Raw genomic sequence first — 22,660 nt, forward strand, 5'->3', positions numbered from 1 at the left:
TAAAAATAGATTTAATTAGCAACTGATTAACTGCATAAATAAAACTTTGATTTGTACGTCCACCTAGATATTTGAGAATCAGAATGGAATGATAGACCACGTCTGAAAATATTTAATTGACTGAAGTTGGTCTAGGGAGGTCTGAAAGGAGAAATTCTAGGGTGTTTTTTTGTAATTCAAGGTCTAGTATGAAGAGGCAATATGGAAGAATTAAAGAATATCAAACCATAAGTTTTCTTTTAGTTTTGAGTGTCAACAAGTTATTTTAAGGAGAATTAAATCATGACAGACGAATGCCTGCGTGTGGGCCAGGAAGCCCCAGATTTCACTGCTACAGCTGTAGTAGATCAGGAATTCGAGACAATTCAACTGTCTGATTATCGTGGTAAGTATATAGTTTTATTCTTCTATCCCTTGGACTTTACTTTTGTTTGTCCAACAGAAATTACGGCATTTAGCGATCGCTACAAAGAGTTTGAGTCACTTAACACTGAAATTTTAGGAGTTTCAGTAGACAGTGAATTTTCACATTTAGCTTGGATTCAAACAGATCGTAAATCTGGTGGAGTTGGAGATCTTAACTATCCACTATTATCTGACATTAAGAAAGAAATTAGTTCTGCCTATAATGTCTTAGACCCAGAAGCAGGTATTGCTCTGCGTGGTTTGTTCATTATTGATAGAGAAGGTATTATTCAACACGCCACGATTAATAATCTTGCTTTTGGTCGTAATGTTGATGAAACCTTGCGTACTCTACAAGCTATTCAGTATGTACAGGCTAACCCAGATGAGGTTTGCCCTGCAGGTTGGAAACCAGGAGATAAAACTATGAATCCCGATCCAATCAAATCTAAGGAATTCTTTGCAGCTGTTAAATAAATTGATTTAGGCAGACTATAAAGTACCTACATAATTAACAAAAATGTCAACTCCGACACTTTCTTAGATATTCTAGTTCTAAAAGTGTTGGAGTTGTAAGTTTAGAGGATATTTCAACACATTAAAATTTTGAGTTTTAACTTTTAAATTAATCAATATTATGCTAACTTCCTATGATTTTAGAGGTTTAATAAATCAACGTTTTTTCAAAATTTATTACCTATTCCACCTATTAATAGTTTGGATAACGGAAAAAGAACGCCAGATTTTGAATTGCCAGATATCACAAATGGTAGATTAGTTCGTTTATCAGATTATTGGGGGGTAAAACCTGTAATAGTTGCTTTGACTCGTATATTTACTGAGAAACAGTATTGTCCATTTTGTTTTCCTCATATTTTAGCTTTAAATAATAATTATGAAAAATTTTAGAGCGGGAGTAGAAATATTAATGATTACGAGTACAGATAGGGAACAAAGTAAGGTTGTTGTCAGCGATCTAAGTTTAAAAATGCCTTTGCTGAGTGATTCTAGTTGTCAGGTATTTAAAAATTATCGAGTCGGTCAAGCTTTAGGAGCACCTCTGCCAGGACAATTTGTATTAGATAAACAAGGTAGACTTAGTTATAAACATTTGTTTTCTTTTCTAGATCATAATGCTAGTGTTGAGGATTTATTTGATGTTTTAGATAATTATATAGTTGAGCAAAATGACTATTCGTAGCTGAATTATTTCTTAGTGCAAATAACTCTATTTTTGTAAGCATTCCGCAGGAAATGCTTACCTATTTTTTATAGACTAATCTCGCAGGTAAATTTAGCCTGTGGTGTTGAAATATAGTCTGATACCCTATTATACCATTTTGATAAATTTTTGTTACCGAATAATTAATAATTAATAATTAATAATTAAATAATTCGCGCCTTGAAGCCTCCCTTGATCGGGGAAATAAAGAAATAATATTTCCTTATATTCAATTCCGTAACGGTTAAAACCCGAGGTAATTATCAATTATCCATTATCAATTATCAATTAATGAAAAATAGCTAGAGGATTTTTGGTTGTGCAGAGCGTAAAGTGTGGGATAAGTAAGTAGGGCAGGTCAATATAATCTAAAAGCACTGATATATCAAGCTTGAGCGCATTTTTGTCGCGGAGGGGGTGCAAATTTTTCAGCCTTTAAGACTAAAAAGTTAGGACGGGTGAGAGACACTTCCCAAAAAGATGCAGGTACAATTATTCCTCCTACTTTCGAGCGTCTTCCCACAGGAACCAACTTCCCACGCTCCCCACACTTCCTTGACGCACTACCAATTATTCCTCCTACTTTCTCAGCTCTCCCCACCCTCCCCACAGGAACCACCCTCCCCACAGGAACCACCCTCCCCACAGGAACCACCCTCCCCACAGGAACCACACTTTCTTGACGCACAACCGGATTTTTTAAGAGTCAACCCACCCCTAACCCCGACCGTGGAGGGGAGGGGAAGTCAGGAGGACCGAGTTAGAATGAATAGCTTGTATGCCATTTCTTAGTTCATAACTTATCTTATTAGTCAAAGGAACATCTCCTATAAAGTCTTTTGATCGCCCTTATTATTCGTAACATTCGTAAGCATTCCGCAGGAAATACTGACTAATATTCTTTTTAAATTGGTATTATGCCATTTTGATAAATTTTTGTTACAAATGGTAGGGAGGTTGCATAAGGGCGTCCGTATATCAGAGGGAAGAAATAAGAAGGAAGAGGGAGTAGATATTGAAAAAAAGGTAAAAATGATTAGAGATAGCTATATAAAATAAATTGGAACAGCTATTTTTAAGTATCTCCGTTCAAAATGCACTTTTTATAGCATTCTTTTTTTTACTGGTATTAGTCATATGCTCAAATTTTATACTGCAAATATTGCCAATTTTCATTATGGTTAAGTATCTTAGTTTTTCTGAGAAGAAGATAACTAAAATATCATTTATCTATTCAAGGAATTGAATGAATTTTATTATTTTTAGTTGCATCAGTTTTGAAAATTTTTAAGATATAAGAAAAGATAATAATTTTTTACCGAGAAATTGTGGTCTAAAACCTACCCTTTTAAAGGGATAAAAAAGAGAATATTCCTTATGTCAAGCCTCCTTATTGCAGAGGTACTGTTTTGCTAGCGCACAACTTTCCTAACGGAATGAAGGGCGCAAACGTTAACGCCCGCGACATGTTTGCGGAGCATGACAAACGGAAAGCGTAGCTCCTCCGGAGGAGGCTAACTGATAACTGTTAACGCAGTTCCTCCGGAGGAGGCTAACTGATAACTGAAATGACTTCTGCTATCTGCATAAGTATTTTTACACACAGTAAAATTTATATATCGAGGATGACTATATATGAAATTGTAAAATATTTACTTCCTTAGCGCAAGACTTTGCTAAATCCTAAAAATATAAATATTTTGTCTATAATAATATGTATTTTTCACAAAAAATATAGATTTAGTGATTTTTAACTAGGATAAATAAATTATAAAAAATAATTATAAATTTAAGAGATATTGATATTATGCACCCAAATTCTTTATCTGATTCAGAATTAATATCTGAAAAGAAATTTTCTAAAATTTTGGCAGAAATATCTCTCAAAATTCGCCAATCATTGGAGTTAGACTATATCCTCAATACTGCTGTAGCAGTAGTACGAGATTTACTCAATGTTGACCGTGTTTTTATATATAAATTTCAACCAGATGGTAGTGGTATTGTTGAAGTAGAATCAGTTAGCTATCAATCAAGATCGATAATTAATGAAGTTCTGTATGATCCATGTTTTAAAGAAGATTTAATCAATCTTTATAAACTTGGTCGTGTGAGTTCAGCTACAGACATTACTAACAGTAATCTGCCAACTTGTTATGTAGAATTATTACTCAGATTTCAAGTACGATCTATATTAGTAGTACCTATTTTACAAGGAGACGATCTATGGGGATTATTAATTGCTCATCACTGTATTGATGCTAGAGAATGGCAAAATTCAGAAATAGAATTACTACAACAATTATCAGTGCAAATGGCAATTGCTATTCGACAAGCAGAACTTTATCAACAACTGCAACAAGAATTGAAGCAACGTCAGCAGGCAGAAACTAAACTAAGAGAAGTTAATAAACAATTAAAAGCAAAACTTACAGAAAATAAAATATACGCAGATATAGTTAAAAATATGCAAGTTGGTTTGCACGTTTGGCAGATGGAAGACCTGAATGATGTTAGTAGTTTTAGATTAAAAGCGACTAATCCTGCTGTTACTCATTTAACTGGATATGAAGAAAAAGAAATAATGGGCAAGCGAATTAGTGAATGTTTTCCTCACTTATTAAAGACTGACTTACCAGAAATTTATGCTGAAGTTATTCATTCGGGAAAAAATAGAGATTTGGGTGAAATTGAATATTTTGAACAACGAATTCCTCATAGTATTTTTGCAGTAAAAGCCTTTCCTTTGCTGAATAATTGTGTGGGTATATTATTTGAAAATGTGACAGTTCGTCAAGAAACAGAAAATGAGCTGAAAAGACAAAAAAAAGTCATGCAAATGTTGACTACAATGAATCCTGATGGAATTTTAATTGTTGATACAGAAGGTGTAATTCAATTTGTTAATCCTGCAGGAGCATTGCTTTTTGGTCGTACAGAAGATGAACTAATTGGAAAAGCTTTTGGGTTTCCTTTAGTTGTGGGAGAAAGAGTAGAAATAGAGATAGTCAGACCATTGAATGAATTGCGCGTAGAAATAGGAATGGCTGAAATGCGACTTGGCAATATAATTTGGGAAGGAAAAAAAGCTTATCTTGCCTCTTTTAGAGATATTACTGAACGAAAACGTACAGAGAAAACCTTACGAGAAATGAATGAAGCGATCGCTCAAGAAATTCAGGAAAGAGAGCAAGCACAAAATCAATCTCAAGAAGCTAATAAAAAATTAACAAATTGGGTCAAAGCTTTAGAAAGTCGGAATCAAGAAATTACCTTACTAAATAACATGATTGACTTACTTCAAGCTTGCTTTACTGTTGAAGAAGCTTGTCAAGTTATTCTGCCATTAATTCAAAATTTATTTCCCAATACTTATGGATCGGTATTTAAAATTAGTGATTCAAGAATGTTAGTTGAAGCCATTGCAAATTGGGGAGCAAAAATACCAGAAGAAACACTTTTTTCCCCCCATGAATGTATTGCTTTACGTCGGGGAGAAGTTCATTTTGTAGAGGATACTCAAACAGCTTTAACTTGTAAACATCTGCCACAACCATTACCTAAAACAACATTATGTATACCGATTATGGCACAAGGCCAAGCCATTGGAGTTATTTCATTTTATTATCAAGAAAAACAAAAATCACAAAAGAAGAACATCAATTAGCGATAACATTAGCTAAACAATTTGGACTAGCTTTAGCCAATCTCAAATTACAGGAAACTTTGAAAATTCAAAGCATTCGTGACCCTCTAACTGGATTATTTAATCGCCGTTACTTAGAAGAATTTCTGAATAGAGAAACTTACCGAGCTATTAGAACTGAAAAGCCTATTGGTATAATTATGATTGATGTAGATCATTTTAAAAGGTTTAATGATGAATTTGGTCATGCTGCTGGAGATATTATTCTCAAAAATTTAGGCTCTTTTTTAAAACAGAATGTTAGAGATTATGACATAGCTTGTCGTTATGGTGGGGAAGAACTAATTATGATATTACCAGGAAGTTCTTTAGAAAGCACCGCAAAAAGAGCCGAACAAATCAGGAAAGAAATCAAACAATTATCTGTAGAATATGATGGTATACTGCTAAGTTCTATTACTGTTTCTTTAGGAGTTGCTTGCTTTCCCGAACATGGCAAAACTGGGGAAAAGGTGATTCAAGCTGCTGATGCTGCTCTTTATCAGGCTAAGTATGAAGGACGTAATCGAGTTGTAGTAGCTCCAAATTCTTGAATATTTTATTTATAGCAGGTAACAGGTAACAGGCAACAGACAACAGGCAACAGTGGGAAAAACATTGCCCAGTCTAAAATTCATAAATTGAAACTAAATTTCCTAGAAATTTTGTTGGAAATCATTATAAGCTTCAGGTAAGTGGGAAACCACCGTCCTTTAAGCGAAGGTAAAAAATGGGTATTTTAATATTCCAATGTCTAGGAAATTCAAGGCTGAATATAGTGCAGTTAAAATCCCCTTTCCAGAAAGATTAGTAGGTAAACATCTCAAGGAAGTTAGAATAATTCCTAGATATGATGCTAGGTTTTTTGAAAGCGTAGCTCCTCCACAGGAGGCAGTAGAATTTATTACAGAAGAACAACCACAACCAAAAGTAAAGTCTGACAATGCTTTAGCAGTAGACCTTGGTCTAGACAATAAGCGCAACTTGTGTATCAAACACTGGGTCATCATTTATTTTAGACGGTAGAAAACTTAAATCAATCAACCAGTGGTACAACAAAGAAAAATCGCTTATTGCAGTCTATAAAAGATAAACAAGGCATCAAAGGTTTAACCAAAAAGCAAGTTAGTATTACGGTAAATCGAAACAATAAAGTTAGGGATTACTTCAATAAAGCAGCTAGATATTTAATCAACTGGTGTACTGAAAACAAGATATTTACTTTACTATTGTTGTCGGTGTTAATCACCGAATCAAACAAAATATCAATTTAGGTAAAAAAACTAACCAAAAGTTTGTACAAATACCACACCATAGTTTCAGGTTTAAGCTAAAAACTATGTGTGATAGATATGGATTAACCTATATAGAACAAGAAGAATCTTATAACTCTAAAGCTAGTTTTTTAGACGGCGATCAGTTACCTGTTTACAATACTGATAATCCAAGTGAATACAGTTTTAGTGGCAAACGAGTCAAACGTGGTTTGTATAGAACTAAGCAAAAGAAATTGATAGATGCAGACTGTAATGCTGCTGCCAACATTGGAATCAAAAGCAACCTTATGGGGGTTTACCCCGGACAGATTAGAGGTATCTTTGGCTATACCATTAAGGGTTAAATTTGACGTGGATTTATCCGGGCAAATTTATGACCCTTAAGAATCCACGCGGATTTATTGATCCCGTGGAGTGTCAAAAGAGGTTTGAGGAAATACATTTATATTACGATCAGAATAACGAGTAATGGCCAATAAAGGTAGTGTCAGAGTCAGTACAGCGATCGCACATCCCAAAATATTTGCAATCCTTTGAGGAGGTTCATCGTCCGAGTAACTGACAGGTTGACTATCTGATTCCATATTAAAAAAGCTTCTAAAAACTTAAAATTGTTAGTAGTAATACTGAGTAGCAATACAAGTTGTATTATTATAATGGAGATTGCTCTAAACTTTTATTGTTAAAAACTACGATTTTTTTCAGTAACTTTGTCCCTAATCTCTTGAGCTGTTTGTGCCAGTACAAGAGATCTTTGACCCATACTTACAGGTAGTCTAGGTATATCTGCCAAAGAAGCACGAGATAAATCCAACAAAAGTTGACGGACTTTTTCTACCCATTCTAAAGAATCTGGAGGAATAACTTGGCCATCAGCTTTTTCTTGAATAGTTTTTGCTTTCTGTGCTAGTGGTAGAGCTTTGTCTGCAAGATTTTCTGGTAGTTTAGGCTTATCCGACAAGGAATTACGGACAACTTCAAACAATAATTGATGAACCTGATCTATCCACTCAGTATCTGAGTAGTGGGAATTTAAATTAGTCATAACTAGGGCTAGTTTTTTCAAAATGAGAGCTAAAATTCTATTTTTATTTAGATAGAAATTATTTACTTTTCAGTTAAATTCCAGACTCCATCCCAATCTTTTGGAGGAAGCTCGGTCTGAAATAGCTGACAACGACCAAGGTGCAACTTAGCAGCTTTGTTGTTTGGATCGATTTTCAAGACTTCTTTAAATTCAGCTGCAGCCATGGCAAAAGCTTCTTTGATAGAGAGGTCTGTTAAATTTTTTTCTTTGGATGGTCTTGAGTAATACTCTCGTCCTTGATGATAATGTTCAACTATATGGTGTTGTTGCTCAGTTAACTCTTGCTTCAGCTCGCCTTCCTTAAAGCCTAACAATTCGTATATTCTCACAGGCTTACTTTTTCCCTTCACAGTAATAAGGTCTAGTTCCCGAACCCAAAGCATATCTCTGTAAGGTTGATAAGTATTATCGCTGATGATCAGGTCTGTACCATACTGCTTGCTTGTACCTTCAAGGCGAGAAGCAAGATTCACACCATCTCCAATAGAAGTTAGCTCCATACGCTTACTAGAGCCAATATTACCACTAACTACTTCGTCTGAGTGAATGCCCATACCAATCTTAATGGCCATTTTGTTCTTAGCTACACGCTCTTCATTGAAAATTTTCAGGCGTTGACGCATTTCTACAGCACTTTGCATGGCACACAAAGAATGATGTTCTAGAGGAGCTGGAGAGCCAAATACTGCCATTAGAGCATCTCCTATATATTTGTCAAGAGTACCTTTGTATTTGAATACAGCATCTACCATCTCTTCAAAGTATTCATTCAGCATAGTGACAACCTCTTCAGCTTCCATACCTTCTGTCAAAGTAGTGTAGCTACGAATATCACTGAAAAGCACAGAAACCTGTTGACGTTTTCCTCCTAAACCAGTATCGCCACTTGCTAATAATTGCTCTGCAACTTCTGGTGTCATGTAGCGATACATCAAGTTTTTCACTTGCTTTTCTCCAGTAATGTCCTCCATCACTACTAAAACGCCATTAACTTTCTCAAGGTCGCAAACATCAATCATAGAGTTAATTGACAAATTAATACTTTGAGGAGGCAAATTTCCCAGGGGTAACAAAGTTTGGTCTGGATAATACTGTTGGTATTCTTTAGTATAATTCGGAGAAAGGGCTAAATCTAGCCACCTAGAAAAGTCACCTTCCTTGAGACGTACTAATTCGCTTACAGATTTACCTGCTAATATATCTGTGTCACTAATGCCTAGTAAATGTCTAGCACTTTCATTTGTAGCAATAACTTTGCCTTTTTGATCTGTAGATATTACCCCGTTGGTCAGACTCCGTAGAATATCCTTTTGTCTCTGTTGCTCTTGTTTAACTGTATCAAATAATTTAGCATTTTGGAGGGCCACACCTGCTTGAATATTAAAGGCCTTCATAAACTCTAAATCGTTGCGATTAAAACTGGCTTTCCACTGCTCTGGTGCTTCAGGCCAGTTGGCATGATTATATGGTGGATAATCTCCCTGTTTCTTTTTATTAATTAGCTGAGTTACACCAATTAATTCATCGTCAGCATTAAAAACAGGCATACACAACAAACTACAGGTACGATAACCTGTTTTTTCATCTGTTTCCTTGGCTGTAACTGAGTGGGTATCTTTATAAACGTCAAAAGGAATAAGTAGTGGTTCGCCAGATGTGGCCACCATGCCAGCAAAGCCTTTATCTTTAGCAATTCTGATTTCTGTGAGTTCTCCATTAATCGGGATTTTTGTCCATAGTTGACTTTTATCGTTATCTATGAGCCACAAGGTACTGCGGTCTGCGTTCATCAGTTCCTTGGCCTGCTCCATAACTTTTCCTAGAGTATCTTCTAAGTCTAGACTACTTTTGCTGAGGGAGTCTACAGCTTTCATTAGAGCTTCTGCTGCTCTCTGTCTTTGAGTTGCTGCATAAAATGACTTAGAGGATTCTAGAATTAGACTAATGGAAGGGGCAAATTCACGAAATACTCTTTCATCTTCTTGAGTAAATCCGTTGACATCTATTTTGTCTCCGAGTTGTTCATATTTTTCGTGGTCTGGTTTGAACTTGTTTAGGAGTTGGACAACTGCGATTAAATCCCCTGTATCTTCTTTCAGTAATGGCATTACTACCATAGTATAGGTACGATATCCATTCTGTTTGTCAAATTTTTGTGCTGAAGCGGAACGTGGATCGTCATAGAAATCGTAGGGTATGTTGATTACTTTTTTCTCTTGAGCTGATTCTCCTGCTATTCCTACATTGGCTGGAATTCTTAATTCTAAGAGTTTCCCATCTGCTCCTTTTGCTACTGTTGACCAAAGTTCATTTTTTTCTTCATCTAATAGCCAAATTGTTGTCCGGTCTGCGTTTAATAATTCTCCTGTTTTGAGGGTAATTGAGCGCAACATTTCATGTAGAATTGCATCAAATCCTTGAGCTTCTAACAAATTGTTGAGCATTCCCAGGGTTTGATTAACTGTCTTGAGCTTTTCTTCAACATCTTTAACCGCTTCAACAAAGGTTTCTTTTGTTAGGGGAGCTAGATAGCTTGAGAAACTAGACCCAGGATGAACTAATGCACTATTTTCGTTGACTTTTGAGTAACTTTTGGGGTTATCTCCATTATTACGATTATTTTCTGGATTATTATAAGTATTATTATCAGAGTAACTTTGAGGGTGAGACACCTGATGGTTGGGACCCTCTATAACTTCCACATCCTCTGTTGGGATTGTGTACTCTGTTGCTATTTGGTTTGGAGATGCAGATGTCATAACAGTTTAATTAAATATTTTGGATGCTCTTTCTATGTAAGGCTTTTCAGTCCTTCAAGATCAATTTGTTAATTAATATTAAGAATTGAGTGATTTAAAAATCATTCATATCTGTAGTGTAGTCTAACATAATTAAATTTTTACTCTTCTTTCAATAAATTTATTCTAAATATTTTTAGATAAGGTCTACTACAAAAGTTCTAAGTGTTAGCTTCAGGTTCTTCAGTTATGAAAATTTTTTTGACTTTTAACCCCTTAATTTAATGCTAGCTCTTCAATAAGCATATTAATTTTGTTTGATAGTATAGAAGCTTATATCTTGCACTTGCTCAACCTTTAATTCATAATTATCAAAACTATCATTACTAAAAGTTTCTAATTTATTCTCCACATAGAAGCAAGTTTTTATTTGTTGTTAAAATTGTGCCCTCTTGTTGTTTGATATTCATAATATAGCACAAAAAGTTGCTATTGATACTATGGATAGTGTTATATCTAAGTTGATAATTCAACATAATCTACACAATTTTTTGCCATTTGTTAAAGTCAATTGTTAATGTTATTCTATATTATTGTATTTTTAATAGAATCGGTATCATGGACTAAGAATCTCCTCCAGAACTAGAAATAGGTATAGTCAAATTTTGCCGACGTTTAGTAGCAGCTTCAGTTAAAAGAGATTCTGCAAAAGCTATAGCTTCTTGAGCTGGCCTACCACTAGCTAATTGTGCCAACTCTTCCCGGCGTTGATAATTATTGAGATTTTTAACTCTAACTATAGTCCGTACTTCAGAGTTTTGATTAGGTATTTCCTCAACTACTTGTTTACTGACATTAAAGTGATTATCAGCCATTGCAGCTACTATGGGTTGATGGGTTACGCAGAGGACTTGATGTTTCCGACTAAGTTGATGTAGTTTTTCTGAAATGGCTGCTGCTACTCTTCCTGAGACTCCAACATCTATTTCATCAAATACTAGGGTACCAGATCCTTCTATTTGAGAAAAACAAGCTTTCAATGCCAATAAAAATCGACTCATTTCTCCACCAGAAGCTATTGAGTTTAGAGGTTGTAGTGGTTCACCAGGGTTTGGACTGAAGCAGAATGTAATCTGGTCAGCTCCTGTAATTGTTGGGGTAGTGGGAGTAATTTGTACCTGAAATTTAACTTTTTCCATAGCGAGGGGTTTTAATTCCTCTACTAAGTGTGTCTCTAATTTAGCAGCGGCACTATGACGTTTTAAGCTAAGTTCGCTACATTTATCTTGTAATTGTTTTTGAGTTTCTAAGTATACTTTTTCGAGTGCTTCAACAGACTCTCCACCATCTTGTAATTCTTTGAGTTCTGCTTGTATTTTGTAATAATAATTAATAGCTTCTTCTAGAGTTGGACCATACTTGCGACAAATTTGTTTAAGTTCTTGAATTCTTTCTTCTACATCCTGTAATCTTTGAGGATCGGCTTCTAATTCCTCGCCATAACTACTAATTTGTCGGCTAGCTTCAACAACTTGAGATAAAGCTTCATTAATCATTTCTAATACAGGTTGTAATGTGGAGTCGTAGTTTACCATATCGTTTAATATGGTTTCTGCTTCTCCCAGGAGGTCTGCTGCTGCTGAATTATCTCCTTGATTTTGATATAAAGCTTGATATATTTGATAGCTTTGATGTTGAAGTTCAACTGCATGACTAAGGCGTTGACTTTCTTGTGTTAATTGTTCTAATTCTTGAGGTTCAGTAAGATTAGATTTATCTAATTCTTGTACTTGATATTCTAATAAATCTATTCTTTGTAAACGTTCCTGCTCTGACTGACGACGATTTTCTAATGCTGCTTTGGCTTTTTGAGCTTTTTGGTAGGCAATACTTACTGCTTCTCGGCATTCTAGTAGGGGATGACTGCCATATAGATCGAGCCATTCCCTTTGGAGATTAAGATTTCCTAATTGTAGAGTTTGGCCTTGGGCTGTAATTTCTACTAGGCGATCGCGCAATTGGTCCATTATTTTGCGATTAACCAGAATACCATTGAGACGAGACCTAGTACGGAGAGAACTTTGGGCACAACTAATTTCACGGCTACACACTACTAATGTACCATCTACTGGGTCTATTTCTTGATTTCCTAACCATTTGGCCAGAGATGAGTTTAGCTCAAAGGTTGCTTCTAAGATAGCTCGTTTAGTTCCTGTTCGGATTACACGACGGTCTACTTTACCGCCTAGAGTTGCGTCAAGAGCATCTAGGATAATGGACTTACCAGCACCCGTCTCTCCTGTGAAGACATTTAGACCGGGACATAATTCTAGGTCTAGATGGTCTATAAGAGCAAAGTTGTTAATGCGAAGGGATATAAGCATTTATTCAAGGAATTCAAGAATTTAGAATTTAGAATTTAGAATTTAGAATTTAGAATTTAGAATTTAGAATTTAGAATTTAGAATTTAGAATTACCTCTCGTTGAAAACGGATAGGATTGACGAACAGGAAAATTTTTATTTATTATCCCCTTAAAAAGGGAGGCTTTAAACCACAATATTTCGGTAAGAAGGAAGAAGTGAAGATTACAATGTTTGCACTTTACTTTTATCCTGCTTCGCTCAAACATAATTTTTGAGTTTATGACTTTAATCTCTGACTAAAATTATGCCAGTAAATACTCTCTTTTCTTGGAGGTCTTCAAGATAAAATTATAATATACAAATCAGAAGAATACATTAAGGCTTGATTGGATTAGGGATATTTTTTTTATTTTGTTTATTAGTAGAATATCAACTATAGCAATATGATTTGAGTTGTGAGATATTGGAAACTTTGTAAGCATTCAGCCGTCAGCAATCAGCTATCAGCTATTGCTTTTAGTTTAAGATCAAAGCAATATTTAATTCTCTTACTACAAAAGTTGGCTCCTTTGCTATTAAAGTCTATATTAATTCAAACACTGTCTTTAAGGAGAGAATCTTGTTGCTGTTAACGCAGTTCCTCCGGAGGAGGCTAGCTGACAGCTAATAGCTGCCCAAACAGCCATCAGCTATTTTAGTTGTTGATTCAACCAATTTTCCAAATCTACTATAGTTGCGCGCGTCAAAAATTTCATCACCTAAAATATCTAATTTTTCCAGAGATAACTGCTCTATCTGAGTCTGAACTTCTGGAGCTATTTCGTAAGCATTCAGCCGTCAGCCATCAGCTATCAGCTATTGCTTTTAGTTTAGGATAAAAGCTGTATTAATTGTCTTACTAAAAAAGTTGGTTCCCTTGCCCTTAAAGCTTATACTAATTTAAATACTCTCCCATAATACCAATTTTATAAATTTTTGCTACAAATATTTGGACTATTTCTAGTAGTCAATAGTCAATAGTCAGTAGTCAGTATAAGTAGCTTTTATTATCATTTTTTGCCATGAAAAATCTATTAAGCGTAAATTTGTATCTGAATTAAACTACTTTAGTTGACTAAACTATTCGTAACATTCTTTTTTCAAATTGGTATAAGAGAGAGTCTTGTTGCTGATAGCTGACAGCTAATAGCTGAATGCTTACGCTATTTCTCCAAACTTTCGGCGAATTTGACGTTTAATTAATATTCCTATTCCTTCTTCCCGTCCAATTTCGATTCCTTCCCTTCTCGCTAGAGAAATTTCTCCTTTTCTATCTCTAATCAACTTTTCCTGTTTCTCTAATTCCTCTAATTATTCATTGTTTAAGTTCGCCTTATTCGCAATATTTAATGCTGCTTCTATTTCTGATACTTCTCCTAATGAAGAGGTTACTACTTCTAATTTTGGAGCTGAAGTCAGAAAATATATCCATTTCTCACTCAGAGTTTCTAATCCTGATAATTATTTGTTAAATTTGGGTAATTCTACAAACATTAATGTTAATTCCAGAACGATAATTAAATAATTATGCTTCTTCTTTAAGTCTAAACTTAGTAATAATTTTATCCGTTTTTTCAAATAAAACAAAGTCGGTAATTGTCAAAGCCACAAAAGGTTTCAACATGAGGTAACTTTCTCCTACATCTAATTGATTGCCATAAGCTTTAGCTAGGTTATAAATTACTCGTTTTTCAAATTCTTCTACATTCAATACTTGCATTTCAATGATGACTGTCGAACCATTATCTAAAACTGCTTTTACATCTAAATAAGTTTCCTTAAGAGTATTAGTAACTCCAGGATTGTAAGGATTAATTATCTCTAGGGATTGAATAATATTTTGATTGTTATAAACTATCGCATTGAGAAAGCTAATCAGGATGTTTTGACTGTGAATAGAACCAAAGATTTTTTTAAAGGCAAAGTCGGTTTTGGGGCTGATAAATTTCATTTAAGCATACCTCTTATCAATACTTTATTTGTAGCAAAAATACAGTGACAAGAGACTGAAGTTAACGAAGTCAGAAGTCAGTAGAAGCCAATGGTTATTCGCTCGTACAGAAATTATTTTTGTAACGAGGATGCGTGAGCAACTCTCCAAAAATATTTCGCCTTAAAAAGCGGGGTTGAGCGACCCTTATGATTTTGATAAACTCAATAAATAACGGAAATTTGTTAACAAGTCTCACTTTTTGCCTCTAGGTGTAATACCAAATTCAAGAAAGATTGTTACAGTAAAATTCGGGGGTCAAAGGATTGGAAAATTGGCACTTGTTCTCTCTCATAACTAACACCTAACACCTAATACCTAACACCTAGAAATCAACCACTGTAGCAATATTTTATGAAAATGGTATGAGTCATCACTAATCAGTTATTATAACAGTTGTTATTACTATTCTTGAGTTATGGAATAACTGTTTGCGTAGCACTCCGCAGGAGAAACAATCAAATATGAATAATCCACTTTCTTACTTCTGCTATAGTTTATGGTCAAATGAAATCAGAATTAAGATTCAGCAATCGAGAAAGAATTAAAATTATGGATAAAATGGCATTAAACTAGATTTGATCTACCTGGCAACTTCTACATTTTTTGAGGAAAATTTGTATGGGCTAATTTTTCTAATTATTGCTCTGCTGATTAAATCTAAAAGCATTGACAGATCAAAGAAAAGTGCCTTTTTGGAGTCGAAAAAAGTGCGCCTGTTTCAGTCTAAAAGGCTCAAAAAGTTAGTATTTTAGGCGCATAGTTGGGCAGAAAAATCATTCTTACAATTCTTACTTCTACCTCCTCGCTCCCAAGCCATTTCTCCTGTCTCCTGTCTCCTGTCTCCTACTCCTACTAAAAGACTTTTTCAGCAAACCCTAATTAGTATAACGTTTTGATAATTGAGTGCTAATAACTGATAGTTAAATGCTTACTCCTAGATAGATTATTTTTTGTCTATAATTTTAATAGATAAGTAAATTAGGTCAGAGGTAATGTTATGACTCCAAATCCTGCGATAATGAAAGCTGTGGAGAATTTGGACTACCGTGTTACTGTGGGAGATGTGGCGGCTAAAGCTGGATTAGATGTGAAAGTGGCAGAACAAGGATTATTAGCTTTAGCTACAGATGCTGGTGGTCATTTACAAGTATCAGAAGCAGGGGAAATTGCTTATTTATTTCCTAAGAATTTTAGAGGTATTTTAAGGAATAAATTCTGGCGGTTAAGATGGCGAGAATGGTGGGAGAAAGTTTGGCGAGTATTGTTTTATTTAATCCGGATTTCTTTTGGTATTTTGTTGATACTTTCTCTGGTAATTATACTGGTAGCTATTGCTATTATTGTGATTTCTCTTAATTCTAGTAGCGATAGAAATGACTCAGGTGGTAGGAGTAATAATTCCGGTGGCGGGATGATGTTTTTCCCTGGGTTTTGGTTTAATCCTAATTGGTTTTTGTTGTTTGATTGGGGTTATTACGACCGACCCTACAGATATCAACGTCAAAGACAAGAATATCATTCTCAAGGTAAAAAAGATGGGATGAATTTTTTTGAAGCTGTGTTTTCTTTTTTGTTTGGAGATGGCAACCCAAATTATAATTTAGATGAACGACGTTGGCAAGCGATCGCTACTGTGATTAAGAATAATCAAGGGGCGGTAGTTGCTGAACAAATTGCTCCTTATTTAGATGATTTGGGTAAAGGTTATGCTTTGGAATATGAGGAGTATATTTTACCAGTATTAATTCGTTTTAATGGTCGCCCGGAGGTTAGTCCTGAAGGTCAAATTGTTTATCATTTTCCTGAGTTACAAGCAACGGCAAAAGGGTGGAATTCTCAACCTATTTCTGCATTTTTAAAGGAAAAAATTTGGCGGTTTAGTGAAGCAACTTCCGGTCAAATAATGTTAGCAACTGGGTTGGGTGCTGTAAATTTTGTTGGTGCTTTAGTTTTGGGTTCTTTGCTAGAAGATGGTACGGTAGCAGCTCAGATAGGAGGATTTATTTCTTTTGTTGAAGTTATTTATCCTCTTCTACTGGTTTATGGTGTTGGTTTTTTAGTTTTACCTTTAATTCGTTATTTTTGGGTAAAATGGCGTAATGGTAAAGTAGAGGCACGGAATCAACAAAGACAAAAAAGAGTTATTACTTTGAATCAAGCAGATAGTCAGTTAAAACAGAAAATTGAATATGCTAAAAAATTTGCTAGTGAAACTATTATTGGTCGTGAAAGTTTAGCATATACAACTGAAAAGAGTATTCTAGAACAGGAAGCTGAACAAGCTGATAAAATTGATGCTGAATGGCAAAAAAGATTAAATCAATCAGATGCTTAAGATATTAACTGAAGTGCTTAAAATTGTGTTAGGTGGTAGGTCTTATACCAATTTTATGTGAGGAGGCATAGAATTAGGTATTTGCTGATAGGGGCTAGGTTTTGGGTTTTAGGTCTTATACCAATTTTATGTGAGGCGACACAGAATTATCAAATTTATTAACTTGTCTATCTCGATATACAGTTAACCCTGATCGAGATTTTATTCTATGCAACAAAGTCTTAATTTGGTGTCATTTTAGGGCGTTTAAATATGAAGTAATTATTATCATTTTTTGAGTCATGGCGAATAGCTACTAATTCCCATCCTTCATTCCCTAAGTAATTAACTAACTCGTGTAATTCTCTGTCTTTCCAGTCTCGCCATTCTTGACCGTTGATATATATGCTAATCAGTTTATCTCCAAAAGGATAAGGACTAGCATCTACTAATATATATTCCCATTTTTGCATTTGTTATCTAAAAATATAAAATTATAGAACCATTTTTTTTCTGCGAGAACTGTCTAGAGGTTTGAAGGCAGAATTAACATTATAAATCAGGTTTACTGATGTTTATTATGAAAAGAAGGTACAGGGAAATAGGTAAAAATTATCATCTCTTTTTTTCTACAAAACTTAGTATTATTTTAGATCTTCCTAAAGATGTCAGGATGTTAGCCACTATAGCAATCGTATTTTATTTGTGTATAAAAATCTTACCGCTTTTAGGGAACAGGCAACAGGCAACAGGCAACAGGCAACAGGTGGGAGTTTCAGTTTTTTTATCTACTTTTTGATTACCCGCAACTTATTTAGGATTGCTGTATATCCCTTTAATTGTCAAGAACTCGAAAAATAGAATAAGGTAAAAAGGTTGAAATTTACCCTCATATTCACCATCTCCCCATCTCTCTTAATTTACAGAAATTCAACCAGGTGTGGGGTACAAAGATGCCCGCACTGGGAACGTCTAATTATTAATATTTGTACTTTATATATCACTGAATCTGCTGTAAGTACATAAATAGAAATCTCCAATCATCAAAAATAAAATCAATTTTTGTACTCTTATTCATCAATTCTTTCCACCTATTCTGTACGGACGTACAACGTCTCTACCGCTTACTCCCTCTTTTGGAGGATATGCTTATATAGCTCCAAAATATATCCTATATAGAGCAAATAAACTTTGGTTTAAAGGAAGAAGTTATATACTTTATTAAACTAAAAATACCTGTGATTATAGAATTATCATAAGAATTATCATCTAAACCTAATCTGAAAAAAAGTTGTTTGAAAATGAGCTAATCAATAAAATTCTAGTTCTACCTAAATCAGGAGTATTTTTGTATTTCAAAAGCTTTAATTAAACCAATCTAACTCTTTTATTTTTAGTAAAATCTGACTTTTTGAAATTTATTTCGTTAACAGTAGGATTTATTTACTTAGATTTAGAAAGAATGCCTAAATTTTATTTAGTTTTAGCGTACATCAATTCTAGCTAAATTTGCACCTTGGTAATAATACAACAAAATCTGCTGGTAATTATATCCGTTCCGAGCTAAATTATAAGCTCCCCATTGACTCATTCCTACAGCGTGACCAAAACCTTTCCCCGTAATTTTGAAACTGCTGGGAATTTGTTGCCCTCCATCTTTATTAGGAGTAACTGTAAACCTGGTACTTTTTAATCCCAGAGCTGCTGTAATATCTGTACCTTGAAGAGTTTTAACTCCTGCATCCCCTAAAACTTTGATAGTAATAACACTATTGTGAGGAGTAGTAGTCTGAGGTGTCATAGATATAATATTTCCTACACCTGATATTCGCTGTTTCAATTCTGCTTGAGTAAATGATTCTGTCCATTCATAAACTGGAGCATCTTGATCAAAGTCGGGAACCGCGCGGAGGTAAGGAAGTGGGTTTGACCAGACATCCTCTACATTTTCTGTGTGGCCTCCAGAGGAGGAATGGAATAGGGCTAAAATAATTTGACCATTGTAGGTAAGCACTTGACCTTTAGTGGCATCAACAGCAGCATAAGTACCTGGAGACTCTGTTTTAATTCCTTGATATACTTGCCATAGTTGGTCATTTCCTAAGTCATAGAAATTGTTACTATTTTCTTGACGCTTATTTAAAGCATAGGAGCGGGCAGCCACTGCTTGGGCCTTTAAAGCTTCTTGAGGCCAGTTGCCATTCATTTCTGCTCCAATAACACTATATAGATATTGTTCTATATCAACGTAATTGATAGCTGTAATTCCTGATTTGCTAGGGATAATGTGAGTACGTCCACGATACCAGCGATCGCCTATCCATACATAACCTTCTCCTTTAGGTTCGATCCACATTTGACCAGATACCCAGTTAGACAAAGCAACTTTTCCCGATTTTAATTCGGCGGTAAAGCCTTTCGTCGGCTGTAGTTCGCCAATAGCTCTACCCGCACCATCTCTAATTACGGCGCTTGTAGAACTTCCTACTTTAACTTCTTTCGCCCCTTCTTGAATGGCAATTCGCAAGACTAGGGAAGCTTGAGCAGGGGCGATCGCTAGTAACCAGAATAGAATAGATGTCCACAAATAGTGTTTTAGTGGTTTAATGGAACGATTAATAACAGAAATAAATAGCAATCCAGAACTCATCAGATTTTAGATTTTATATTTAAGGTTAACTAAAATGTAGGCACAAGCCTTAACGAAGTCAGAAGTCAGAAGTCAGAAGTCAGAAGTTAACCCACCCCTCGCCCCTCCCCTCCCAACCCACCCTAACCCCTCCGGTGGAGGGGAGGGAACTAGGGGATTTGAGCAAACCTCCAAAAATATTGCGCCTTAAAAGGCGGGGTTTTCGACCCACATTATTTTGATAATAAATTTCACAGGGTAAAATTAAAGAATAATTATCACTTGTGGATATAATTATCATATTTTTGAGTTTACTGAGGAATTTTGAAGTTTTGCAGGTAACTTTTCTAGGAACTAGCTCTGGTGTCCCGACGCGATCGCGTAATGTTTCGAGTGTTGCTTTACGTTTACCTCAACGGGGTGAATTATGGTTGTTTGACTGTGGGGAAGGAACTCAACATCAGTTTCTCCGCAGTGAACTTAAGGTCAGTCAACTGACTCGTATTTTTATTACTCATATGCACGGCGACCATATTTTTGGTCTGATGGGGTTATTAGCTAGTTGTGGTTTGGGGGGGGGAATGTTAAAAGTATCGACATATATGGCCCCCCCGGAGCTGGAGAATTACTTGCAAGGTTGTATTAAATATTCTCAAACTCGTTTGGCTTATCCTTTGAAGATTTACCAATCTAGACCTGGTGTAATTTATGAGGATGATGAATATGTTGTTAGTTGTGGTTATTTAAAACATCGGGTTCCTGCTGTTGGTTATCGGGTAACGGAAAAAGACCGACCAGGACATTTTGATGTGGAAAAGGCTAAGGCTTTGGGTATTCCTCCTGGTCCTATATATGGGAAGTTAAAACGGGGTGAGTGGATTACTTTGTCTGATGGACGGAGAATTAGTGGGGCAGATTTATGTGGGGCACCTCAGATTGGCCGGAAGTTTGTTTATTGTACTGATACTGTTTTTTGTGATGGGGCGGTGGAATTGGCACAGGATGCTGATTTACTTGTTCACGAGGCTACTTTTTCTCATCGCGATGCTGATATGGCTTTTCAAAGATTACATTCTACTTCGACTATGGCTGCACAGGTGGCTTTGGCCGCAGGTGCTAAACGTTTGATGATGACTCATTTTAGTCCTAGATATGCTCCTGGGAATCCGATTTTGTTGGATGATTTGCTACAGGAGGCCCGTGCTATTTTCCCTAATACTGATATGGCTTATGATTTTCTGAGTTATGAAATTCCTAGTGTCGCTACGCGGAAGTCAAAAGTTAAAAGTTAAAAGTCGTAGGGGCGAATGCCATTCGCCCCTACAAAAGCGAGTGCTAATTGGCGAGGAAACCTCAGAATGTAAGACGCACTTCATTACAGTCAAAAGTATTTATTTCTAATGGTTTGAGGATTTTGTAACCAGTTATTTCCGTCATCCTGTACTAGATGTGATTATGCTTCTCGATTAAAGGTGAAGAGCAAATCTTCTGAAATTCATTCTGTGAAGCACCCCAGGAGAATAAATTTAGAAGTTGCCTTTGATTTGTTTGGTTTGAAGTTTGAAATTTTTTTTCGGATGGCCAAATTTGATTTACGCTTGCGGATGGGGGTGGTGGGACTTGAACCCACACGACTGTTAAGGTCAACGGATTTTAAGTCCGTAGCGTCTACCATTCCGCCACACCCCCGTTTTTATGTCGAGTGTTGAACTTACTGCATTTGCATAAAAAGCTCATTTCTTTATTTAATCACAATGTTCAAATTTTTGGCAAGTCTTTTGAAAAAAAAATTTGAGACTCCTTGTAAAAGTTGGTAATGGGAGTTGCTCAAAAAGGGAAGACTAAAGATATTTGCTTGTTCTACTCGCGTAATGGTAGATGAAGATGAAAAACGTCGCTTTATGGGATCAAGATGCTCCCACTGCTGTTTCCCTTAACAAAATAATTACAATAGACCACCACCAGGTATTTAAGGCTGGCCGAATCAATTTTCAACCTGGACTAAAGTTAAGGCTTGGCATACCATCGCGCATCTAGGCCGAGCTTTTATACATACTAGGGCAGCATTCTTGAACAAAAGAAGTAAAGAGGCAAGGACAGATATTCTCCTGAAAATAGATAGGATTTCTGGTTCACAGATTTTTTCTATCATAGAGATTTACTCAACTTCAGAATTTTTTTCTCAAAAAACTGAGTCCTGCCAAAATATGCAATAATTTGGAGGGTTGAGGGAAAAATAGCCATTCAACCAATAATATATTAAACAGAATACAATTAACTATTGCAATTTCTAAATAAATATTGTTTATGAACTTAGAACTAGACGAGAATCTGATAATCCTAATTATTTATGCAGTCCTAGCAGGAACTTACCTTTTGGTAATGCCAGCTATAGTCTATGCTTACTTGAATATGCGTTGGTATGTTGTTAGTTCCTTTGAACGAGGCTTTATGTATTTCTTGATGTTCTTCTTCTTCCCTGGTATGTTAGTTTTGTCCCCATTTTTGAACTTTCGCCCCAAACGGCGACAAATTGAAGGTTAATGCGACGAATTGAGGCCATTGGAATAAGTGTCGGTATTTTTGCTGCTGGTGGTATCCTTTACTTGATATTGCAGGTAGTAGGAGTAAATGGTGTAGATGCTGGTATCTGGACACAAGCAGTTTTGGTCGGTGGCTTGGTTGGCTGGCTACTGACCTATTTGTTTCGGGTTACTAATAGTAATATGACCTATAACCAACAGTTAAAGGATTATGAGGAAGCAGTGATCCAAAAGCGTCTGGAAGAAATGACTCCAGAGGAGTTGGCTCAGTTACAGGCAGAAGTGGAACAAGAAAGGGCAGCTCAGAATAAGCAGGAATAACGAAGTCAGAAGTTAGAAGTCAGAAGTCAGAAGTTAGAAGT

19 protein-coding genes, 1 tRNA gene and 3 pseudogenes are annotated in these 22,660 nt (G+C 35.5%); 12 read left to right on the plus strand and 11 right to left on the minus strand.

The features are described 5' to 3' along the window. The first annotated feature begins 282 nt into the window (after window positions 1-282). Window positions 283-882: a peroxiredoxin gene (locus SAGCYANO_RS31945; RefSeq protein ID WP_202223753.1), complete on the plus strand. Its 600-nt coding sequence runs from the start codon at window positions 283-285 to the stop codon at window positions 880-882. A gap of 160 nt (window positions 883-1,042) precedes the next feature. After that, window positions 1,043-1,606 (plus strand): annotated as a pseudogene (locus tag SAGCYANO_RS31950) (peroxiredoxin family protein). Window positions 1,607-2,012: 406 nt separating this feature from the next. On the opposite strand, the gene SAGCYANO_RS31955 reads toward SAGCYANO_RS31950, so the two are convergent. Further along, a complete protein-coding gene (locus SAGCYANO_RS31955; RefSeq protein ID WP_202223754.1) occupies window positions 2,013-2,315 on the minus strand; it encodes a hypothetical protein in 303 nt (100 codons plus the stop codon). A 1,119-nt stretch (window positions 2,316-3,434) separates the two neighbouring features. On the opposite strand from SAGCYANO_RS31955, the gene SAGCYANO_RS31960 reads away from it, so the two are divergent. The 6 genes and pseudogenes from SAGCYANO_RS31960 to SAGCYANO_RS31980 all read left to right on the plus strand — a co-directional run bounded on the left by SAGCYANO_RS31960 (window position 3,435) and on the right by SAGCYANO_RS31980 (window position 6,933). Continuing rightward, window positions 3,435-5,294, plus strand: a complete 1,860-nt coding sequence (locus SAGCYANO_RS31960; RefSeq protein ID WP_202223755.1) for a GAF domain-containing protein — start codon at window positions 3,435-3,437, stop codon at window positions 5,292-5,294. Between the two features lie 59 nt (window positions 5,295-5,353). Then, window positions 5,354-5,866 carry a GGDEF domain-containing protein gene (locus tag SAGCYANO_RS31965; RefSeq protein ID WP_237396900.1) on the plus strand — a complete coding sequence of 171 codons (513 nt, stop codon included), beginning with the start codon at window positions 5,354-5,356 and terminating at the stop codon, window positions 5,864-5,866. A gap of 196 nt (window positions 5,867-6,062) precedes the next feature. Beyond that, window positions 6,063-6,338: a hypothetical protein gene (locus SAGCYANO_RS31970; protein ID WP_202223757.1), complete on the plus strand. Its 276-nt coding sequence runs from the start codon at window positions 6,063-6,065 to the stop codon at window positions 6,336-6,338. A gap of 23 nt (window positions 6,339-6,361) precedes the next feature. Beyond that, window positions 6,362-6,586 (plus strand): annotated as a pseudogene (locus SAGCYANO_RS31975) (transposase); the annotation flags it as partial. Then, window positions 6,577-6,645 (plus strand): annotated as a pseudogene (locus tag SAGCYANO_RS50830) (hypothetical protein); the annotation flags it as partial. The pseudogenes SAGCYANO_RS31975 and SAGCYANO_RS50830, both read left to right, overlap by 10 nt. A gap of 6 nt (window positions 6,646-6,651) precedes the next feature. Continuing rightward, on the plus strand, window positions 6,652-6,933 hold the full coding sequence (locus tag SAGCYANO_RS31980; RefSeq protein ID WP_237396901.1) for a hypothetical protein: 282 nt from the start codon (window positions 6,652-6,654) through the stop codon (window positions 6,931-6,933). 54 nt (window positions 6,934-6,987) lie between these two features. Here the strand turns inward: SAGCYANO_RS31980 and SAGCYANO_RS31985 are convergent, their stop codons facing one another. From SAGCYANO_RS31985 to SAGCYANO_RS49625, 7 genes are all read right to left on the minus strand, one after another. Then, window positions 6,988-7,173 (minus strand): hypothetical protein, encoded by a 186-nt coding sequence (locus SAGCYANO_RS31985; protein WP_202223759.1) that lies wholly within the window; start codon window positions 7,171-7,173, stop codon window positions 6,988-6,990. A 98-nt stretch (window positions 7,174-7,271) separates the two neighbouring features. After that, complete coding sequence (locus SAGCYANO_RS31990; protein WP_202223760.1) at window positions 7,272-7,634, minus strand: hypothetical protein; 363 nt, start codon at window positions 7,632-7,634, stop codon at window positions 7,272-7,274. A gap of 62 nt (window positions 7,635-7,696) precedes the next feature. Beyond that, window positions 7,697-10,435, minus strand: a complete 2,739-nt coding sequence (locus SAGCYANO_RS31995) for an adenylate/guanylate cyclase domain-containing protein (protein WP_237396902.1) — start codon at window positions 10,433-10,435, stop codon at window positions 7,697-7,699. Between the two features lie 602 nt (window positions 10,436-11,037). Next, entirely contained in the window at window positions 11,038-12,798 is a 1,761-nt protein-coding gene (recN, locus tag SAGCYANO_RS32000) for a DNA repair protein RecN (protein ID WP_202223761.1), read from the minus strand. 645 nt (window positions 12,799-13,443) lie between these two features. Continuing rightward, window positions 13,444-13,614, minus strand: coding sequence for a DUF4351 domain-containing protein (locus tag SAGCYANO_RS50835; RefSeq protein WP_202223785.1), 171 nt, complete (start codon window positions 13,612-13,614; stop codon window positions 13,444-13,446). Window positions 13,615-13,977: 363 nt separating this feature from the next. Further along, window positions 13,978-14,103, minus strand: coding sequence for a hypothetical protein (locus SAGCYANO_RS49620; protein WP_307786045.1), 126 nt, complete (start codon window positions 14,101-14,103; stop codon window positions 13,978-13,980). Between the two features lie 241 nt (window positions 14,104-14,344). Continuing rightward, window positions 14,345-14,770, minus strand: a complete 426-nt coding sequence (locus tag SAGCYANO_RS49625) for an Rpn family recombination-promoting nuclease/putative transposase (RefSeq protein WP_307786047.1) — start codon at window positions 14,768-14,770, stop codon at window positions 14,345-14,347. 1,039 nt (window positions 14,771-15,809) lie between these two features. Between SAGCYANO_RS49625 and SAGCYANO_RS32015 the strand changes: the two genes are divergently transcribed. Continuing rightward, entirely contained in the window at window positions 15,810-17,147 is a 1,338-nt protein-coding gene (locus SAGCYANO_RS32015; protein WP_202223762.1) for a hypothetical protein, read from the plus strand. Window positions 17,148-17,368: 221 nt separating this feature from the next. On the opposite strand, the gene SAGCYANO_RS32020 is transcribed toward SAGCYANO_RS32015, so the two are convergent. Then, a complete protein-coding gene (locus SAGCYANO_RS32020; protein WP_202223763.1) occupies window positions 17,369-17,599 on the minus strand; it encodes a hypothetical protein in 231 nt (76 codons plus the stop codon). A gap of 1,010 nt (window positions 17,600-18,609) precedes the next feature. Then, window positions 18,610-19,776, minus strand: a complete 1,167-nt coding sequence (locus tag SAGCYANO_RS32025) for a SpoIID/LytB domain-containing protein (protein WP_202223764.1) — start codon at window positions 19,774-19,776, stop codon at window positions 18,610-18,612. 311 nt (window positions 19,777-20,087) lie between these two features. Here SAGCYANO_RS32025 and SAGCYANO_RS32030 point away from each other — a divergent pair, with 311 nt between their 5' ends. Then, window positions 20,088-21,047, plus strand: coding sequence for a ribonuclease Z (locus SAGCYANO_RS32030; protein WP_202223786.1), 960 nt, complete (start codon window positions 20,088-20,090; stop codon window positions 21,045-21,047). Between the two features lie 313 nt (window positions 21,048-21,360). On the opposite strand, the gene SAGCYANO_RS32035 is transcribed toward SAGCYANO_RS32030, so the two are convergent. Continuing rightward, window positions 21,361-21,444: transfer RNA gene (locus SAGCYANO_RS32035), tRNA-Leu, on the minus strand. Window positions 21,445-22,062: 618 nt separating this feature from the next. On the opposite strand from SAGCYANO_RS32035, the gene ndhL reads away from it, so the two are divergent. Together ndhL and SAGCYANO_RS32045 are read left to right on the plus strand one after the other, a co-directional pair. After that, a complete protein-coding gene (gene ndhL / locus SAGCYANO_RS32040) occupies window positions 22,063-22,299 on the plus strand; it encodes an NAD(P)H-quinone oxidoreductase subunit L (RefSeq protein ID WP_202223765.1) in 237 nt (78 codons plus the stop codon). After that, on the plus strand, window positions 22,299-22,619 hold the full coding sequence (locus SAGCYANO_RS32045; RefSeq protein WP_202223766.1) for a DUF3007 family protein: 321 nt from the start codon (window positions 22,299-22,301) through the stop codon (window positions 22,617-22,619). Before ndhL ends, SAGCYANO_RS32045 begins: the two co-directional genes overlap by 1 nt. Window positions 22,620-22,660: the final 41 nt, after the last annotated feature.

Source organism: Okeania sp. KiyG1 (assembly GCF_014132355.1).
Taxonomy (GTDB): domain Bacteria; phylum Cyanobacteriota; class Cyanobacteriia; order Cyanobacteriales; family Microcoleaceae; genus Okeania.

What these genes read in the sequence shown, in the direction of transcription:
- SAGCYANO_RS31995 (WP_237396902.1), bottom strand. Translation starts at nt 10,435, where the DNA reads ATGACATCTGCATCTCCAAACCAAATAGCAACAGAGTACACAATCCCA.
- SAGCYANO_RS31980 (WP_237396901.1), top strand. Translation starts at nt 6,652, where the DNA reads ATGTGTGATAGATATGGATTAACCTATATAGAACAAGAAGAATCTTAT.
- SAGCYANO_RS32025 (WP_202223764.1), bottom strand. Translation starts at nt 19,776, where the DNA reads ATGAGTTCTGGATTGCTATTTATTTCTGTTATTAATCGTTCCATTAAA.
- SAGCYANO_RS49625 (WP_307786047.1), bottom strand. Translation starts at nt 14,770, where the DNA reads ATGAAATTTATCAGCCCCAAAACCGACTTTGCCTTTAAAAAAATCTTT.
- SAGCYANO_RS32015 (WP_202223762.1), top strand. Translation starts at nt 15,810, where the DNA reads ATGACTCCAAATCCTGCGATAATGAAAGCTGTGGAGAATTTGGACTAC.
- SAGCYANO_RS31945 (WP_202223753.1), top strand. Translation starts at nt 283, where the DNA reads ATGACAGACGAATGCCTGCGTGTGGGCCAGGAAGCCCCAGATTTCACT.
- SAGCYANO_RS31960 (WP_202223755.1), top strand. Translation starts at nt 3,435, where the DNA reads ATGCACCCAAATTCTTTATCTGATTCAGAATTAATATCTGAAAAGAAA.
- ndhL (WP_202223765.1), top strand. Translation starts at nt 22,063, where the DNA reads ATGAACTTAGAACTAGACGAGAATCTGATAATCCTAATTATTTATGCA.
- SAGCYANO_RS31985 (WP_202223759.1), bottom strand. Translation starts at nt 7,173, where the DNA reads ATGGAATCAGATAGTCAACCTGTCAGTTACTCGGACGATGAACCTCCT.
- SAGCYANO_RS31970 (WP_202223757.1), top strand. Translation starts at nt 6,063, where the DNA reads ATGTCTAGGAAATTCAAGGCTGAATATAGTGCAGTTAAAATCCCCTTT.
- SAGCYANO_RS31990 (WP_202223760.1), bottom strand. Translation starts at nt 7,634, where the DNA reads ATGACTAATTTAAATTCCCACTACTCAGATACTGAGTGGATAGATCAG.
- recN (WP_202223761.1), bottom strand. Translation starts at nt 12,798, where the DNA reads ATGCTTATATCCCTTCGCATTAACAACTTTGCTCTTATAGACCATCTA.
- SAGCYANO_RS32045 (WP_202223766.1), top strand. Translation starts at nt 22,299, where the DNA reads ATGCGACGAATTGAGGCCATTGGAATAAGTGTCGGTATTTTTGCTGCT.
- SAGCYANO_RS32020 (WP_202223763.1), bottom strand. Translation starts at nt 17,599, where the DNA reads ATGCAAAAATGGGAATATATATTAGTAGATGCTAGTCCTTATCCTTTT.